Genomic DNA, 16,587 nt, shown 5'->3' on the forward strand with positions numbered 1-16,587 from the left:
GCACGCACCGGGCGCTGACCACCGGGCCGCCCTCGCCGCGGTATCAGGCGTCGAGCCCCGGCAGGTCCATGGGGGCGGGGCAGATCCGGCGGCCCTGGTGGTCGAAGACGTAGAGGTGGGCGAGGTCGACGAGGAGCGGCACCTGGGCACCGGTGCGCAAGCTGAGGTCGGGGCCGGTGCGGACGACGAGGTCGCTCGGGTCGGCCGTCTGCCGCTCGCGGACGGGGGCGGGGTCCGGCTCGTCGAGCACCGCCACCGGCCCGGCGACCTGGGCGATCGCGCGGTCCTTCAGCCGGGTCAGCACCCCGGGGCCGGTACTCCTTCGCCGCCGCAGCGTCGCCTGCGGACGGGGGGATTCCAGATCGGCGACCACGGCAGGCCTGGAGCCGGTGTTGAAGTGGACCAGCGTCTCGTGCCCCTGGTACTCCGTGTGTTCGACGATCCCGGTCAGCGCGACCTCGCCCGGGCGGGCCTGGCTGGGCGGCGCGACCCGGGCGGCCTCCGAGCGCAGGCCCACGATGATCTGCCGTCCCTGCTGGATGCGGAGGAGTTGGTGGTCGGGGCTGAGGGGCTCCGGCAACGGCAGCCGTTGCCCGCCCAGGTCGATGGACATCCTGCCGTCGAGCGGCGCATGGACGACGGCCTGCAGCAGATTGATCCGGGGGGTGCCGATGAACGCGGCGACGAAGACGTTCGCCGGCAGGGCGTAGGTCTCGCGCGGGGTGCTGACCTGCTGCAGCACGCCGCCCCGCATCACGGCGACCCGGTCGCCGAGCGACATCGCCTCCGCCTGGTCGTGCGTGACATAGATCGTGGTGACGCCCAACTCGGCGGTCAGCCGGGCGATTTCGGCGCGCAGATGGTTGCGCAGCTTGGCATCGAGATTGGAGAGCGGCTCGTCCATCAGGAAGACGGAGGGCCGCCTCGAGATGGCCCGCCCCATCGCCACGCGCTGGCGTTCGCCGCCGGAGAGCTGTGCGGGGAAACGATCGAGGAGGTCCTCGATGCCGAGCATTCTGGCGGTGGCCTCGACGCGGGGATTGCGGTCGGCCCTCGGGTTCTCCAGCTTCAGCGGGAAGCCGATGTTCTCCCGGTTGGTCATGGTGGGGTAGAGCGCGAAGTTCTGGAAGACCATGGCCATGTCGCGCTCACGCGGCGGGAGGTCGTTGGCGTACTCGCCGTCCAGCAGCAGTTCGCCCTCCGTGATGTCCTCGAGACCGGCGATCATCCGCAGCACCGTCGACTTGCCGCAGCCGGAGGGCCCCAGCAGCACAAGGAACTCCCCCGGTGCGACACCGAGGGAGAAGCGGTCGACGGCGCGGGGAGCACGGCCGTATCTCTTGCTGACATTGTGCAGAGCGATGGCGCGAGTCATAGGGTCCCGCCCGGGATGAGAAGGGGCAGCTGCGTCGCCAGAAGCTAACCCACCGTGTCCCGTCAGGGAATGGATTGCGCACGGCGGAAAGTGCGCTTGTTACGCATGTGTCCACCATTCGAGACGGGTTCCGGCGAGCGGCCGGAAAGAGACGGTGCCGCACGCCTCACGGCCCGGCGCTCCGCCACTGTGCTCCCACCGCCCGGCGTCCGGCCGCGGGGCCGCCGCGCCGTACCGGCCGGCCCCGCGTGCCACGCGGTGGTCACACCTGTCGGACGTCCGTGAGATGCGCGAAGACGACGACATTGGCGGCGTATCCGGTCTTCTTGTCGAAGCTGCCGCCGCAGGTCAGCAGGCGCAGTTCGGGCCGGCCGGTGTGGCCGTACACCTCGGCGTCGGGGAAGTCCTCCTTCTTGTAGGTGCGCACCTTGTCGACGGTGAACACGGCCGTCCGCCGGTCCGCGCGTACGACGTCGACCTTGTCGCCCGGTTTCAGTGCGTTGAGGTTGAGGAAGATGGCGGGGCCGGTCCTGGTGTCGCGGTGACCGACCACCAGAGCGGTGCCCCGCTCACCGGGGGCCGGACCGTTGCGGTACCAGCCGACGATGCGCGGGTTGTTCACAGGAGGCGCGGTGAGCCGGCCGTGGCCGTCGAGACCGAGTCCCATCACCGGCGACTCGACGGTGATGGCCGGGATCGCCAGCTTCTTCGCCGGCGAGGGCGGCAGGGCGAGCACCGCCCCGCGCTGCGCCCCGGCCTGCTGCGCCGCCGGTGCCGGCTCGGAAGCCGGCGTCCCGGTCGCCGGCGTGGGCGCCGGGGCCGCGGAGCGGACGGTGAGCGGCGGCAGGTCGATGACGTTCGACCCGCGGGGGCCTGCCGCGCTGCCCTCTGCCGCCCTCCCGGCCTTGGCGTCGTCCGCCGCCGCATCGGCCGCGACGGTGGCCGGCGACGCGTCCGGGGACGGGTCCTCGCACCCCCGGACGAGGCCGGTGACCAGCATGGCCGTCACGCTGAGCGTGACGGTCAGTCGGCAGGCGCGGCTTGGTCCGCGCCGGCGGCGACGGCTGCGGATGTTACGCGGCGCCATGGGCGCGGCGGCGGGCCCGTCGGACGAGGACCAGCCCGGCCACTCCGGCGGCGCCCGTGACGACCGCGGTGGTCAGGCCTGTGGAGGAGCCCTTCTCCGCGCCGCTCCCACCGCCGCCGCCTGCCATACCGCCACCGCCTGCGGGCACGGCGCCGTGCGGCGAGTCCTCGGACCAGTCCGTGCCGTTGTCCTGGGGCTTGCCCTCCGGCCCCTTGGCTCCCTGCTTGTTGCCGTACTTGTCGCAGTCGACGGTGAAGACCTTCTGCTTGGGCTCGGTGTTGCCCGGGACCTCCCACGTGAGCAGGTAGTCGCCGTCGGGGAGCGCGTACTCCTCGGTGTGGCCGCGGCCGGCGATGAGCGCGATGGTGTCGTTCAGTGTGGGCCCGGAGGCCGACGGCGGCTGCGGAGTGATGGTCCACTCGAGCAGCTCCAGGCTTTCGAAGTTGAACGCGCTGAGGCTGAACTTGCAGACACCCTTGAGGTCGTCCCGCGTGTCCCAGTGCGGGACACCGGCGTTGTGGATCTTGAGGTCGCCACTGTCACCGGGCTGGGCGAACGCCGCCGGCGCGCCCGCCAGCGTCACTCCGGCACAGGCCAGAGCGGCGAGAGCGGCAGCCCCCGTGCGGACACGGCGGGGACGGAGAGTTGCGGTCCTGCTCATGCGAGGCTCCTTCAAGCCGATGCGATTGTCATACTGATCACGCGATCGCCTGACTAAATGTCACGGATTCGGCAGGAAACAGAGCTGAAACGCTGAGAAGCCGTCAGAAATGCCCCTACCAGGGGACACGACGTGTATGCCGACCGGGCGACTCCGCCCCGTTCGCACGCTGCGGTCCGCCGTCCTCCGCGGTCCCACCCGGGCGTCCGCCACCTGCGGGTTCATGTCCGGGTCTGCCCGTACGCGCGGCAATCGCACCCGAAGCGAACAGCAACGCGCCCAGCATCACGAACGGCGCCGCCGTACCGGCGACGCCGGCAATCAGTCCGGCACAGGCCGGTGCGGCCACCTGGCCGAGGCGGTTGCCGGTCAGCCGAAGGGCGAGCGCCGTCGACCGCGCCTGTACCGGGGCCGCCTGCACCACCGTCGTCATGGACAGCGGCTGCCCGACGCCCAGGCAGAAGCCGAGCGCCGCCAGCATCGGCGCGAGCGCCCACAGCGGCACCGGCAGGGCGATGCCCGCGCACAGCACACCTCCGAGCAGGCACGTCACGGTGAGAAGCACCGTACGGCCGAGCAGACGGATCAGCGGCGTCATCACCAGCCGGCACGCGATGGTGGCGGCGGCCCGCAGGCTCAGCAGAGCCCCCACGACGACGGGTTCGATACCGCGGTGCTCGCCGACCACCGGCAGGTACGCGGTGAGGATGTCGGTGGCCGAGAGCACGGCGAGGCTGATGCAGATCCCCGCCGGTACGCCTCGGGTGCGCAGGATGCGGTGCACGGGCACCTTCGCCGCCCGCTCGCCCTCCTGTGCACCGACTCCATCCACCGGGCGCTCGATACGCCACGACGAGGTCAGGGAGACCGCCGCGACACCGGCAGAGACGACGAGCGCCAGCGCGCTCGTACGGGCCATGTCGTCACCGATCAGCGCACCCGCGGCCACCGGCCCGGCCAGCTGACCGAGCGAGGCACCGATGGTGAAGTGCCCGAAGTTCCGGTCCTGTTCGGCCGGGGCGGACTGCCGGGCCACGATCGACTGTGCGCCTATGACGAAGCACAGATGGCCGAGACCCATCACGCCGCTCCACGCCGCCATCGCGGCGAGCGAGCCCGCCAGTCCGCAAAACGCACAACCGCCGGCGATCAGTACGACGCCGACCGGCAGCAGTGGCGCGCACCGGCCGCGGTCGGTCCTGCGGCCCAGCGGTACGGCGGCGAACAGCGGGAGCAGCGCGTACACACCGGCGATCACACCGATCGCCCACTCGTCCGCACCGAGCGAGAGCGCCCGGTACGAGACGGCCGGACGCGCCATCGACACCGCCCCCTGCGCGAAGCCGAAGGCGATGACGAGACGCAGCAGCCACAGTCGGCCCATGTCAGATGATGCCGAAGAGGATCCCGGCGCCGAGGACCACGAGGCAGGTGAGGGCGGCCCACTTGACGGTGAACCGGGTGTGGTCGCCGAATTCGACCTTGGCCATGCCCACGAGGACGTAGACCGCGGGGACGAGCGGGCTGGACATGTGCAGGGGCTGGCCGACGAGCGAGGCGCGGGCGATCTCCAGCGGTGAGACTCCGTGCGCGGCGCCGGCTTCGGCGAGGACGGGCAGGACACCGAAGTAGAAGCCGTCGTTCGACATGAAGTAGGTGAGCGGGAGGCTCAGCAGGCCCGTGACGATCGCCATGTGCGGGCCCATGGCCTCGGGGATGGCGCCGACGAGCCAGTCGGCCATGTGCTCGACCATGCCGGTGCCGGTGAGGACGCCGGTGAAGACGGCGGCGGCGAAGACCATGCCGGAGACGTTCAGGACGTTGTCGGCGTGGGCCGCGATACGGGCCTTCTGATCGGCCATCTTCGGGAAGTTGACGGTCAGGGCGAGGGCCGCGCCGAGCAGGAAGAGCACCGGGATCGGCAGCAGTTCCATGATCATGGCGGTGAGCAGGGTGAGCGTGAGACCGGCGTTGAACCAGTACAGCTTGGGGCGCAGGGTCTCACGCCGGGGGTCCAGGCCCTGGAAGGCGCCGTCATGGTGCGGGGCTTCGGCATCCGCGCCGGTGCCGGTGCCCGCACCGCCGGTCGCCGCGCCCGCACCGCCGGTCGCCGCGCCCTCGCCGCCGGCCTTGACGAGCACCGTCTCGGTCTGCGGCTGAAGCGCCTCGTGAAGGGTGAGGTGGCCGAGGCGGGTGCGCTCGCGCCGCCCCAGCACATAGGCGAGGACGAGGACGAACAGGAGCCCGACGCCCAGCGCGGGGATCATCGGAACGAAGATGTCGCCGGCGTCCAGCTTGAGCGCGGTGGCCGCACGGGCGGTGGGGCCACCCCACGGCAGGGTGTTCATGATGCCGTTCGCCGTGGCCGCGATGCCGGTCAGCACGACCAGGCTCATCTTCAGGCGCTTGTAGAGCGGATACATCGCCGAGACGGTGATCATGAAGGTGGTGGAGCCGTCGCCGTCGAGCGAGACGATCGCGGCGAGCAGCGCCGTACCGACCACGATGCGCAGCGGATCGGCCTTGCAGAAGCGCAGGATGCCCCGCACGATCGGGTCGAAGAGACCGACGTCGATCATCACGCCGAAGTAGACGATGGCGAACATCAGCATCGCCGCGGTGGGCGCGAGATTGCCCACGCCCTCGATGACGTAGTCCCCCAGCTGCGCGCCCTGCCCGACGGCGACACAGAAGAGTGCGGGGATGAGAACCAGCGCCGCGATCGGCGACATCTTCTTCATCATGATCAGGACCAGGAAGGTCGCGATCATGGCGAAGCCGAGGATTGTCAGCATGGGGACACCTAACGTTCATCCTTGAACGGCCACCGGCAGAAGCGGCCACCGGGTTGTGGTCCGGACGACGTTAGGTGTCCCCATCTGCTGTTAACAAGGTGTTGACGCATGAGCAATACGAGCAAAAGCCCAGGTCAAAGACTTGGCGTCACCTCAACCGGGATGGCGTTGAGCACCGCCGTACCGGACAGCGGGTCCAGCCGGGAGCCGTCCAGCAACTGGTTGACGTTGACCCCGGGGCGCTCGGCGGCCACCGACAGACGGGTGCCGGGGCGGTTGTGGCCCCAGCCGTGCGGCAGGCTCACCACACCGGGGCGTACGGCGTCCGTGATCTCCACGGGTGCCTCGACGCGCCCGCCGTCGGCGGCGACGCTCGCCGTGGCGCCGTCCTCGAGTCCCAGCCGGGTCGCGTCGTCCGGGTGGACATGGAGGGTGCAGCGGTTCGAACCGCCGTTCAGCGCCGGCACATTGTGGAGCCAGCTGTTGTTGGACCGCAGATGGCGGCGGCCGACCAGGACGAGGCCGGCGGGCCGCTCGGCAAGCGCCGCGCGGAGCCGGGGCAGATCGTCGGCGATCGGGCCGGGCAGCAGTTCGACGCGTCCGCTGCGGGTCCTGAGGATCTGCGGGACACGGGGCCGGAGGGGGCCGAGGTCTACTCCGTGCGGCGTCTGCAGCAGGTCCTCGAGGATGAGGTCGTACGGGCCGAGGCGGAGCATCATGTCCAGCCGCCGCTCCGGTCCGCTGCGGCCGCCCAGCAGGCGGGCCTGCTCCTCTGCGTCGGCCCCGAACAGCGGCGAGTGCGGGTCCGCGACCGCCTTGGCCAGCGTGTCGCGGATGACCATGTCGTCGACGGCGGACGGCTCGGCGCCGTGCATCCCGGACACGGCCAGGACCAGTCGCGCGTGGATCTCGCACTCGTCCATCAGCCCGGCCTCCAGCGGTACGGCGGCGGGGCTGTAACGGGCCTGGTTGGCGACGGCCAGCGCATTGAAGGCGAAGTCGAAGTGGGGGCTCTGGGCGGGCGGCGGCGGGGGCAGCACCACGTCCGCGTGGCGTGAGGTCTCATTGAGATACGGGTCGATGCTGACCATCAGCTCCAGCCCGGCCAGGGCCCGGTCGAGGCGGTCGCCGTCGGGTGCGGACAGCACCGGGTTGGCGGCGATCGCGATCACGGCGCGGATCTGTCCGTCTCCCGGTGTCTCGATCTCCTCCGCGAGAGCGGCGATCGGCAGTTCGCCCTTGGCCTCGGGGTGGCCGCTGACCCGGCTGCGCCAGCGGCCGAGCGCGAACCCCTTGCCGGGTGCCGCAGGACGGGGGGCGCGCTCGGTGGCCGCGAGCGGGAAGAGGGCGCCGCCCGGCCGGTCGAGATTGCCGGTCAGGATGTTGAGGACGTCGACGAGCCAGCTGGCGAGGGTGCCGTGCTCGACGGTGGAGCTGCCGATGCGCCCGTAGACGGCGGCGGTGGGTGCGCCGGCGAGCTCGCGGGCGATCGTACGGATCTCCTCGGGATCCATGTCGCAGGCCGCCGCGACGGCCTCCGGTGTGAAGTCCTTGACGGCCGCCTCGACCTCGGCGACGCCCTCGACGTGATCGGCCAGCCCGCCGAGGTCGGTGAGGCCCTCCTCGAACAGCACCTGGGCGAGCGCGGCGAGCAGCAACGCGTCCGTACCCGGGCGGATCGCGACGTGCCGGTCGGCGAGCTGTGCGGTACGGGTGCGGCGCGGGTCGACGACGGTGAGGGTGCCACCGCGGCGGCGGAGCGCCTTGAGCTTTCCGGGGAAGTCGGGCGCGGTGCACAGGCTGCCGTTGGACTCCAGCGGGTTGGCCCCGAGCATCAGCAGATGGTCGGTGCGGTCCAGGTCGGGCACCGGGATCGCGACGGCGCTGCCGAAGAGCAGTCCGCTGGAGACGTGCTTGGGCATCTGGTCGAGGGTGGAGGCGGAGAAGACGTTGCGGGTGCGCAGCGCGGAGAGGAGGACGGGTGGATAGAGGCCGCCGGCCATGGTGTGGACGTTGGGGTTGCCGAGCACGACCCCCACGCTGTTCGGCCCGTGCTCCTCGATCAGCGGCCCGATACGGGCGGCGATCAGCCCGAAGGCCTCTTCCCAGGTGGCGTCGCGCAGCTCGCCGTTCTCACGGATGAGGGGGGTGCGCAGCCGGTCGGGGTCGGCGTCGAGTTCACCGAAGGAGGCCCCCTTGGGGCAGATGAAACCCTGGCTGAAGACGTCGTCGCGGTCGCCCCTGGCGCGGGTGACGCGGGTGCCCTCGATGGTGAGGGTGAGCCCGCAGGTGGCTTCGCACAGGGGACAGACGCGCAGCGCGGTACGTGTCTCGCGGGCGTCGCGGGCGCCGGGTGCGCCCGGCGGGGACGTCGTCGTACGGGCGGCGGGTGCGGTGCGGGACATGAGCCCTCCCGGGGCGGCGGCAGCGGCGGCGGCAATGTGCCGGCCCGGCCGAGCATACCGACCGGTATGCATGCACGGAAGACCGTTCGCCGTACCCGCGGACCGTCCGCCCTCAGTCGAGGATCCGCGCCAGATAGGCGCGCAGCAGCTCACGCGTCTCGCTCACGATCGCCTCGTCCCCCGACGGCACCACCCGGAAGGCCAACTGGAGCAGCGCGTCCGCCGCCTCCACCGACACGAGGACCGCACGGCGAAGCTCCGCGTCCGCCGCCCGCCCCAGCTGCGCCGCGAGCAGTTCCGTCAGCCGCCCGGCCACTTCATGGTTGGCGCCGGCGGCAGGAGCGCCCACCGGGACCTGCGACCCGAAGTCGACCAGGGCGAACCCGGGCACGCTGCGCTTCATGGCCAGGTACTCGTCGAGCACGACGTCGACCGCACCGCGCCAGTCGTCGGCCCGTACGCCGGGCAGGCGTGCCGCGATCCGCTCGGCGTATCCATCCAGGTTGCGGCGCGCGAGCGCGTCGACCAGTGCACGCTTGTTGCCGAAGAAGCGGTAGACGGATCCGATCGGCACCCCTGCCCGCGCCGCGACCGTACGGGTGGACAGCTCCTCGTAGCCCTTCTCGTCGAGGACCTCCGCACAGGCGTCCAGGATCCGGGCGAGCCGGTCGGCGCTGCGCTGCTGGACGGGCGCGCGGCGCAGATGTGCCACGGAACGAAGCGGAGGACCGGCCTGGGACACGCGGTCCATCATGCCGCTCCGTTGCCGTTGACGGGGAGAACCTGTAATCCTACGGTTGTCCATAGGAATGGATTGCACAAATCCTTCAGCACCAGGAGCGGGCGATGAGCGGCACCGAGCAGGCGCGGAAGATTGTCGAGGGGCTGACCGATCAGTGGTTCTCCCCCGGCTTCGGCAACGAGCACAGTTCGGAGGCGGAGCCCGGCGCCCTTCCTCAAGGGCGCAACTCCCCCCAGCGCGCCCCCCACGGTCTCTATGCGGAGCAGCTCAGCGGCTCGGCCTTCACCGAGCCCCGCGCGCACAATCACCGCTCGTGGCTGTACCGGATCCGCCCCTCGGCCGCCCACCCCCCGTTCGTCCGCGTCGACAACGGCCATGTTCGCAGCGCCCCCTTCACCGAGACCGTGCCCGACCCCAACCGGCTGCGCTGGAACCCGCTGCCCGAGCCCGCGCCCGGCACCGACTGGCTGGCCGGTCTGTGGACCCTCGGCGGCAACGGCGACGCCACCCGGCGCACCGGTATGGCCGTGCACCTCTACCACGCCAATACGTCGATGACCGACCGGGTGTTCAGCGACGCCGACGGCGAACTGCTGATCGTTCCCGAGCGCGGCGGGCTGCTGCTGGTGACCGAACTCGGCCTGCTGCCGGCCCGCCCCGGCGAGGTCGCACTGATCCCCCGCGGTGTCCGCTTCCGCGTCGAGCTCCTGGACGAGACCGCCCGAGGCTACGTCTGCGAGAACTACGGCCGGCCCTTCCAGCTCCCCGACCTCGGCCCGATCGGTGCCAACGGACTGGCGAACGCCCGTGACTTCCTGGCCCCCGTCGCCGCGTACGAGGACGTCGAGCGCCCGGTGGAGGTGGTCAACAAGTTCTGCGGCAACCTGTGGGCGGCGACGTACGACCACTCCCCGCTGGACGTGGTCGCCTGGCACGGAAGCCATGTCCCGTACGTCTACGACCTGCGCCGATTCAATGTGCTCGGTTCGATCTCGTACGACCACCCCGACCCCTCGATCTTCACCGTGCTGACCTCGCCGTCCGACACCCCCGGCCTCGCGGGTGTCGACTTCGTCGTCTTCGCGCCGCGGTGGCTCGTCGGCGAGGACACCTTCCGCCCGCCGTACTTCCACCGCAATGTGATGAGCGAGTACATGGGCCTGATCGAGGGCGCGTACGACGCCAAGGCCGAAGGTTTCGTACCGGGCGGCGGCTCGCTGCACAACATGATGTCCGCGCACGGCCCCGACCGGGAGACGTTCGACAGAGCGAGCGCCGCCGAGCTGAAGCCGCAGAAGATCGACGACGGCCTTGCCTTCATGTTCGAGACCCGCTGGCCGGTGACCGCGACCGGGCAGGCGGCGAACGCCGACCACCTGCAGAAGGGGTACGACGACGTGTGGCAGGGTCTTGAGCGCCACTTCAGGCCGTAGTGGAGAGATGCCGTGTACGGAGATGCCGTGACCTCCTTCGCCCCCGACTCGCTGGTCCTGAACCGCAAGCTGCCGCTGTGGTATCAGGTCTCGCAGTCGCTGCGCGCCTCGATACTGGGCCGGACCCCCGAGGCGTCGCTGCGGCTGCCCACCGAGGAGCAGCTGGCCCAGCACTACGGCGTGAGCGTCCTGACCATGCGCCAGGCACTCAAGGAGCTGGAGGAGGAGGGCCTGATCAGCCGGCACCGACGGCGCGGCACCTTCATCGAACCGGGAGCACGGCGAGGAGCGCCCCGTCGGCTCCTCGGCTCCATCGACGCGATCGTCGCCCAGCAGTCCGGTGAGCACACCACCATCCTCGACCACGGCCCGGAGCCGGTGCCCGGCGAACTCACGGAGTACTTCCCGGGCGCCGCCGAGGTCGTGATGTACCGGCGGCTGCGCTGCGACGGCGACAGCGGCGAACCCACCAATTGGGCCGAGAACGCCCTGCATCCGGACGTCGCCGCCGGCCTGGACCTCGCGGATCTGGAACGCTGGCCGATGACCAAGGTGCTGCGGGACGCGCTCGGCGTCCGGATCAGCCGCATCACGGACACCGTGGAGGCCCGGCTCGCCGACCCGCGGACCGCGGAGCTGCTGCGGGTTCCGCTGCTGAGCCCGATCCTCCACTACACCGGGGTGACGTACGACGAGTCCGGTCGGGTCGTGGACGTGGCCCGCATCCGCTACCGCGGGGACCGGTTCTCCTTCTCCGTCACCTTGGACGCCGCGGAGTAGCCGGGCTGACTAGCATGCGACGGTGACTGCTCTCTCCGAGGACGTGCCGCTGCTCGACGACCTCATGCCGTGGTCCGTCGCGCCGCTTCGGCTGGGCCGGAGCTGGGTGATGGCACCGGATGCGGCGTCGCTGCGGGCCCGTTGGGACGCTCTGGTACGGGCGGAGGGCAGTGAGCGCGAGGCACTGTTCCGCCCGACCAGGCTGCGCGGACCGCAGAGCGCGGTGGCGCAACTTCCGGATCAGCCGACCGGTACGGGGCGCCTCGCGCGCGAGACCGGGCGCTGCCCCGAGCCCGTGAGGGTGCTGCACGGTGCGTTCGACGAGCAATGGCTGATCCCGGACCACCGGCTGATCGACGTGGCACGGCCCGAGCTGTGGCGGGTCCGGGACGAGCGGCAACTGTTCGTCGTCGAGACGGGGCCGGCCGTGGTGGTGTCCGGGCTGCTGCCGGACGGGCGTTCGCCCGCGGGCCGGCCCGGCCGTGTCCGGCCGCTGTACCGGCGGCCGGGCGGCCGCGACCCCAACCTGGCACCGGGCCTGACCGAGCTGCTGGGCGAGCGGTACGGACACGAGGTGGGCGCGGAAGATGTCGCCGCGTGGGTGGTGGCGGCCGCGGAACCGTCGGCCGCGGGATGCGTGGTGCCGCTCACCGCGGACGCCGACGTCTGGGCCCGTGGGGTCGCCCTGGGGCGCGAGCTGATCCGGGTCATGCTGCGCGGCGCGCGGGGCGGCGAACGCCCGAGACTGCCGGGCGGCCGCCGCCCGTACGTCCGTGCGGCCCTGCCGGCCCGGCCCGCTTCGATCGACTACGTCCCCGACGACGAGACGCTCGTCGTCGGGGACACCGGCCGCCTGTCCCCGGTGCCGGCGGGGGCGTGGGATTTCGAGGTCGGCGGGGTGCGGGTGCTGGAGCTCTGGTTCGGAGCGCGGGCGGGGGTGGCGCAGCCGGGGACGCTGGAGGAGGTGCGGCCCGCGGTCTGGCCGCAGCAGTGGACGTCCGAGCTGCTGGAGCTGGTCACCGTACTCGCGATGCTGGCGGAACTGGCGCCGCGGCGGGCGGCGTTGGCGGCGGCCGGCCATCGGCTGCCCGCCGCCGCGCTCCGCTCGGCGGGCATCCTTCCACCACCGGGCCGGTCGCGCCGGCCGGCGTCGGTCCTGGATCACGTGGAGGAGGGTCCGGAGGGCCAGTTCGCACTGCTGTGACGGTGGTACGCGCGGGGCGCGGGCCCCTGCGGCGGGCTTGTTCCGCCACCCGCCCCTGACCGGAACCGCGCTCCGCCCGGACCCGTTCAGGGGGGCTCCGCCCCGTGCAGTTTCCTAAGTGTCGGTTACCGGGCACCCTGCCGACACCCCTTTCACCAGCGAAAACACGATGACCGCCGCATCCGTCGCTACTCACGTCCTCACCGGACGTGAGTACCTGCGGGTGTCCCAGGACAACTCTGGCCATCAGCGGTCCGTCACAGAGCAACACGACGACAACGCGAGAACGGCCGAGCGCCACAACATCACGATCACTGGCACGCCGTACGTCGACAACGACCGGTCGGCCAGCCGGTACGCGAGCAACGCGCGCGACGACTGGGCGCGCCTGGTGGCTGATCTTGAGTCCGGCGCGTTCATCGAGGACGTACTGATCCTTTGGGAGTACTCCCCGGAACAGCCGTAAGACGTCTGAGCGGCTGCACCTGATGGAGCTGTGCGAGGCACGCGGAAAGAAGATCTTCATCACGAGTGACGGTCCTCTGTACGACCTGGCGCACTGGAAGGACCGGCGCAACCTGCGCGAGGACGCCTGGGACTTCGAGACGGAGTCCGACGAGGTGAGCATGCGCAACCGGCGCACGTCTGCCGCCCAGGCCGAGCAGGGGCGCCCGAACGCCAGAAGCCTGTGGCTGAAATCGAGGTGCAGTGATGGACGTGGGTAGTGAGGAAATGGCCAATGCGGTGCGAGGGGCAGGCGTATTCCCTCCGGAATGGGGCGTGCCTGCCGGACGTCAATTCAGTGAGGAGCGGGCGCGCTGGGTGCGTGACAGAGTCCGGGAACACATGGGACTGAAGAACGTTCAGCATCGAGCGGCAGCCCAGGCCGCTATCAGGGTCGAGCATCTGCGCCGCCGCATGCATCTGCACATGCTCCGATGCGAGCCGTTCTGATAGAAACTGGCCCCGTATCCCCTCGCGTATGCGGGGCGGATACCGGGGGCCATTTCGGCGTGCGGCTTTTGCCGCTGCCTGAGCCCTGGTGTAGTCAGCCGTGCTCCATGTTTTTCATGGTAACGTTGCCCGACGCAAAGTTGAGGACACGGCCTGGCCGGTCGCCCGTCCGTTCGCCGGCGCGGTGTGCTGCCGGTTGGTGCTGCCGGCGGTGCTGGGTGCCGCTTTCTGTGCTTTGATCCACCCGGTCCCGACCCCGCCCGCCACCCCCGGGTGGTGACAAAGGTGGCACGTACACGATATGCACGGCTGTCATGAGCCGACAGCCACAGCCACTGCCCCTCGACGGCATCACCGTCGTCGCCGTCGAGCAGGCGGTCTCCGCCCCGTTCGCCACGCGCCAGCTGGCCGACCTCGGGGCACGTGTGATCAAGGTGGAGCGCCCCGACGGCGGGGACTTCGCCCGCGGCTACGACACCGCCGCCCGTGGTCTCGCCTCGCACTTCGTGTGGTGCAACCGCGGCAAGGAGTCGATCGCGGTGGACCTGAAGGACCCCCGCGGCCTCGACATCGTGCACCGGCTCGTCTCGGACGCCGACGTGTTCGTCCAGAACCTGGCCCAGGGCGCGGCCGCCCGGCTCGGCCTGGACGCCGCGGCCCTGTGCTCCCGGCATCCGCGGCTGGTCGCCGTCGACATCTCCGGGTACGGATCGGCGGGCCCATACGCGCACAAGCGGGCCTACGACATGCTCGTGCAGTGCGAGGCCGGCCTGGTCTCCGTGACCGGCACGCCCGAGCAGCCGGTGAAGGCCGGCATCCCGGCGGCCGACATCGCCGCCGCGATGTATGCCTTCTCCGGCGTCTTGGCGGCCCTGCTGCGCCGCGGTGTCACGGGGCGCGGCGGGCCGGTGGAGATCTCCATGCTGGAGTCGCTCGCCGAGTGGATGGGGCATCCGCTGCACCACGGGATGCATGGAGGTGAACCCCCGGCGCGCACCGGTCTCGCGCACGCCGTCATCGCTCCCTACGACGCGTACGCCACATCCGACGGCGGCCAGGTGCTGCTGTCGGTGCAGAACGACCGCGAGTGGCGGCGGCTCGCCGAACAGGTGCTGGACCGGCCGGAGTTGGCACTGGATCCGGCGTTCGCCACCAACACGGCCCGCACGGCGAACCGTGAGCGGACGGATGCGGCGGTGGCCAAGGCGCTGGCCGGGCTGGACACCGAGGAGGCGGTCGCACGTCTGGAGGCGGCGGGCATCGCCTGCGCACGGCTCAACAGCATGACCGATGTGGCCGCTCATCCTCAGCTCGAGGCGCGTGACCGGTGGCGCGAGGTGGGGTCACCGGTCGGACCGCTGCGGGCGATGCTGCCCCCGATCACCCTGCCGGGCGGGGAGCCGGCTCGGATGGGGGCGGTTCCCGGCCTGGGCGAGCACACCGACGCGCTGCTGCGGGCCCTGGGGATGACGGATGAAGCTGCAGCGGTACTGCGCCGGGACGGTGTGGTCGCCTGAGCGGGGTGGACGCGGTCGTCCCGACGCCGGGGAGCCGGTGGGTTGCGAAAGCCGGGCCGGGTCAGCCGCGGCTGCCGAACAGTGAGCGGCGCAGCCGTCGCAGCGGCGCGAAGAGCGAGACCCGCGCGCTCTTGCTCCTGCGGCTGTGCGTCACATCACGTGAGGTCAGTTCGCGCATCAGCAGCGTCGCTTCGGCCGCCTCGCCCTGCGGGACGGCTGGGCCGCCGAGCACCGAGAGGTGGCGGTCGAGACGCGAGCTGGTCGCACCGCTCCCGCAGGTGATGGCAGGCACTCGCGCCCTGCTCCGCACTGTTATCTGTTCCATGTCACTCCCCACCCGTACGAGGCACCCGGCCCGGGCAGGTTAACCCTATCGCCCCGCCGGGACACCCGTGTATCCCGCCCGCATGATTCACCACACTCGTACGCGGGTTGACGACTACTCTCCGAATACGTCTGATTTGAGGGCGAGTTGGACAACGTACATGCGATTTCCGGTCTCCATCGTACTGATGACCCATCAAGCTCGCGTCACCGGCGCTGAGTTGAGTTAGCTTGGAGGGGTTTCCGCCGTGTTGCGGCTCTGGTTGCGGACAGGGGGATCGCCATGAGCGAAGTGCCGGGAACGCCGGGCACCGTACGGCTGGTCGCGGGCCGCTACCGACTGCTGAGCCCGCTGGCCGAGGACGGCGCGGGCACCCTGTGGCTGGCCCGCGACGACGTCCTGGGGCGCGAGGTCGCCGTCAGGGAAGTCAGGGCACCGGCCTCGCTCACGGCCGGGGACGTCCGCCGGCTGTACGAGCACCTGGAGGACGCCGCCCGCGCCGCCGGCCGCGTCTCGCACCGCAATGTCGTCGCGGTCCACGACGTGGCCACCGAGGACGACCGGCCCTGGATCGTGATGGAACTGGTGCGCGGGCTCACCCTCGCGGACGTCCTCGCCGCCGAGGGGCCGCTGGCGCCGCGCCGCGCCGCCCATGTCGGGGCGGAGGTGCTGGCCGCGCTGCGGGCCGCGCACGCCGCGGGTGTGCTGCACCGGGACCTGAAGCCGGCGAACGTGCTGATCGCGGGCGACGGCCGGGTGATGGTCACCGACTTCGGGACGGTGACGGCCCACGACTCCCCCGAGTTCGGCGCGCCGGAGACGGTGGCGGGTCGCGACCCGGGCCCCGAGTCGGACCTGTGGTCGCTCGGTGCGCTGCTGCACGCGGCGGTGGAGGGACACTCGGCGTTCGGCGCCGGTCCCGGCGCGGACGCGCAGGAGCCGTCGGCGCCGGGCAGGCCCGACGCCCTCGGTCCGGTGATCACCGGTCTGCTGCACCGCAACCCGGCGGACCGGCTCGATGCCGCGGAGGCCGAGCACCGGCTGCGTCTGGTGAGCGCCGGCGGCGGTGGCGTACGGACGGACACCCCGGCGACCGCGTCCGCGCCGCGGATCCCGCCGGACCCGGCGGGCGAGCCGGAACCCGCTCCAGGGGCGGCCGCGGCCGTGACCACGCCGACGGCCCCACATCCCGACGACTCCCGGCGCGCGACGACGGTCCTGGCCGTTGGGGTGGCACTGCTGCTGCTCTGCGTCGTGGCCCTGGTCTGGGCGGTGGTGGGCAGCGCCTGAAAGACGGACCGTGACCGGC

General features: G+C 71.4%; 15 protein-coding genes. 7 read left to right on the top strand and 8 right to left on the bottom strand.

The window, feature by feature from the left end; translation table 11 throughout:
- Nucleotides 1–43: 43 nt before the first annotated feature.
- The 7 genes from IE198_RS10150 to IE198_RS10180 all read right to left on the bottom strand — a co-directional run bounded on the left by IE198_RS10150 (nt 44) and on the right by IE198_RS10180 (nt 9,074).
- Nucleotides 44–1,375: an ABC transporter ATP-binding protein gene (locus IE198_RS10150; protein WP_189884945.1), complete on the bottom strand. Its 1,332-nt coding sequence runs from the start codon at nt 1,373–1,375 to the stop codon at nt 44–46.
- 262 nt (nt 1,376–1,637) lie between these two features.
- A complete protein-coding gene (locus tag IE198_RS10155; RefSeq protein ID WP_229833811.1) occupies nt 1,638–2,375 on the bottom strand; it encodes a class F sortase in 738 nt (245 codons plus the stop codon).
- Nucleotides 2,376–2,448: 73 nt separating this feature from the next.
- The gene (locus IE198_RS10160) at nt 2,449–3,123 is read right to left on the bottom strand and encodes a hypothetical protein (RefSeq protein WP_189884951.1); all 675 of its coding nucleotides are present in this window, start codon (nt 3,121–3,123) and stop codon (nt 2,449–2,451) included.
- A gap of 115 nt (nt 3,124–3,238) precedes the next feature.
- The gene (locus IE198_RS10165; RefSeq protein ID WP_189884953.1) at nt 3,239–4,507 is read right to left on the bottom strand and encodes an MFS transporter; all 1,269 of its coding nucleotides are present in this window, start codon (nt 4,505–4,507) and stop codon (nt 3,239–3,241) included.
- A gap of 1 nt (nt 4,508) precedes the next feature.
- Nucleotides 4,509–5,918: a CitMHS family transporter gene (locus tag IE198_RS10170; RefSeq protein ID WP_189884955.1), complete on the bottom strand. Its 1,410-nt coding sequence runs from the start codon at nt 5,916–5,918 to the stop codon at nt 4,509–4,511.
- Nucleotides 5,919–6,052: 134 nt separating this feature from the next.
- The gene (locus IE198_RS10175; protein WP_229833812.1) at nt 6,053–8,323 is read right to left on the bottom strand and encodes a molybdopterin oxidoreductase family protein; all 2,271 of its coding nucleotides are present in this window, start codon (nt 8,321–8,323) and stop codon (nt 6,053–6,055) included.
- Nucleotides 8,324–8,435: 112 nt separating this feature from the next.
- The gene (locus tag IE198_RS10180) at nt 8,436–9,074 is read right to left on the bottom strand and encodes a TetR/AcrR family transcriptional regulator (protein WP_189885113.1); all 639 of its coding nucleotides are present in this window, start codon (nt 9,072–9,074) and stop codon (nt 8,436–8,438) included.
- A 95-nt stretch (nt 9,075–9,169) separates the two neighbouring features.
- On the opposite strand from IE198_RS10180, the gene hmgA reads away from it, so the two are divergent.
- The 6 genes from hmgA to IE198_RS10210 all read left to right on the top strand — a co-directional run bounded on the left by hmgA (nt 9,170) and on the right by IE198_RS10210 (nt 14,953).
- A complete protein-coding gene (gene hmgA, locus IE198_RS10185) occupies nt 9,170–10,498 on the top strand; it encodes a homogentisate 1,2-dioxygenase (RefSeq protein ID WP_189884956.1) in 1,329 nt (442 codons plus the stop codon).
- A 27-nt stretch (nt 10,499–10,525) separates the two neighbouring features.
- Nucleotides 10,526–11,278: a GntR family transcriptional regulator gene (locus tag IE198_RS10190; protein WP_189885115.1), complete on the top strand. Its 753-nt coding sequence runs from the start codon at nt 10,526–10,528 to the stop codon at nt 11,276–11,278.
- A gap of 64 nt (nt 11,279–11,342) precedes the next feature.
- Nucleotides 11,343–12,482, top strand: coding sequence for a type ISP restriction/modification enzyme (locus tag IE198_RS10195; RefSeq protein ID WP_189885116.1), 1,140 nt, complete (start codon nt 11,343–11,345; stop codon nt 12,480–12,482).
- A gap of 169 nt (nt 12,483–12,651) precedes the next feature.
- Nucleotides 12,652–12,948 (top strand): recombinase family protein, encoded by a 297-nt coding sequence (locus tag IE198_RS10200; protein WP_189884958.1) that lies wholly within the window; start codon nt 12,652–12,654, stop codon nt 12,946–12,948.
- 22 nt (nt 12,949–12,970) lie between these two features.
- Complete coding sequence (locus IE198_RS10205) at nt 12,971–13,207, top strand: hypothetical protein (protein ID WP_189884960.1); 237 nt, start codon at nt 12,971–12,973, stop codon at nt 13,205–13,207.
- 543 nt (nt 13,208–13,750) lie between these two features.
- The gene (locus IE198_RS10210; protein ID WP_189884962.1) at nt 13,751–14,953 is read left to right on the top strand and encodes a CaiB/BaiF CoA transferase family protein; all 1,203 of its coding nucleotides are present in this window, start codon (nt 13,751–13,753) and stop codon (nt 14,951–14,953) included.
- Nucleotides 14,954–15,014: 61 nt separating this feature from the next.
- Here IE198_RS10210 and IE198_RS10215 read toward each other — a convergent pair whose 3' ends face one another.
- Complete coding sequence (locus IE198_RS10215; RefSeq protein WP_189884964.1) at nt 15,015–15,278, bottom strand: hypothetical protein; 264 nt, start codon at nt 15,276–15,278, stop codon at nt 15,015–15,017.
- Between the two features lie 282 nt (nt 15,279–15,560).
- Here IE198_RS10215 and IE198_RS10220 point away from each other — a divergent pair, with 282 nt between their 5' ends.
- Nucleotides 15,561–16,568, top strand: a complete 1,008-nt coding sequence (locus tag IE198_RS10220; RefSeq protein ID WP_189884966.1) for a serine/threonine-protein kinase — start codon at nt 15,561–15,563, stop codon at nt 16,566–16,568.
- The last annotated feature ends 19 nt before the right edge of the window (nt 16,569–16,587 follow it).

It is taken from the genome of Streptomyces xantholiticus (assembly GCF_014651015.1).
Classification (GTDB): domain Bacteria; phylum Actinomycetota; class Actinomycetes; order Streptomycetales; family Streptomycetaceae; genus Streptomyces; species Streptomyces xantholiticus.

What these genes read in the sequence shown, in the direction of transcription:
- IE198_RS10205 (WP_189884960.1), top strand. Translation starts at nt 12,971, where the DNA reads ATGGAGCTGTGCGAGGCACGCGGAAAGAAGATCTTCATCACGAGTGAC.
- IE198_RS10165 (WP_189884953.1), bottom strand. Translation starts at nt 4,507, where the DNA reads ATGGGCCGACTGTGGCTGCTGCGTCTCGTCATCGCCTTCGGCTTCGCG.
- IE198_RS10170 (WP_189884955.1), bottom strand. Translation starts at nt 5,918, where the DNA reads ATGCTGACAATCCTCGGCTTCGCCATGATCGCGACCTTCCTGGTCCTG.
- IE198_RS10180 (WP_189885113.1), bottom strand. Translation starts at nt 9,074, where the DNA reads ATGGACCGCGTGTCCCAGGCCGGTCCTCCGCTTCGTTCCGTGGCACAT.
- IE198_RS10215 (WP_189884964.1), bottom strand. Translation starts at nt 15,278, where the DNA reads ATGGAACAGATAACAGTGCGGAGCAGGGCGCGAGTGCCTGCCATCACC.
- IE198_RS10210 (WP_189884962.1), top strand. Translation starts at nt 13,751, where the DNA reads ATGAGCCGACAGCCACAGCCACTGCCCCTCGACGGCATCACCGTCGTC.
- IE198_RS10220 (WP_189884966.1), top strand. Translation starts at nt 15,561, where the DNA reads ATGAGCGAAGTGCCGGGAACGCCGGGCACCGTACGGCTGGTCGCGGGC.
- hmgA (WP_189884956.1), top strand. Translation starts at nt 9,170, where the DNA reads ATGAGCGGCACCGAGCAGGCGCGGAAGATTGTCGAGGGGCTGACCGAT.
- IE198_RS10200 (WP_189884958.1), top strand. Translation starts at nt 12,652, where the DNA reads ATGACCGCCGCATCCGTCGCTACTCACGTCCTCACCGGACGTGAGTAC.
- IE198_RS10150 (WP_189884945.1), bottom strand. Translation starts at nt 1,375, where the DNA reads ATGACTCGCGCCATCGCTCTGCACAATGTCAGCAAGAGATACGGCCGT.
- IE198_RS10160 (WP_189884951.1), bottom strand. Translation starts at nt 3,123, where the DNA reads ATGAGCAGGACCGCAACTCTCCGTCCCCGCCGTGTCCGCACGGGGGCT.
- IE198_RS10175 (WP_229833812.1), bottom strand. Translation starts at nt 8,323, where the DNA reads ATGTCCCGCACCGCACCCGCCGCCCGTACGACGACGTCCCCGCCGGGC.
- IE198_RS10155 (WP_229833811.1), bottom strand. Translation starts at nt 2,375, where the DNA reads ATGCTGGTCACCGGCCTCGTCCGGGGGTGCGAGGACCCGTCCCCGGAC.
- IE198_RS10195 (WP_189885116.1), top strand. Translation starts at nt 11,343, where the DNA reads ATGCCGTGGTCCGTCGCGCCGCTTCGGCTGGGCCGGAGCTGGGTGATG.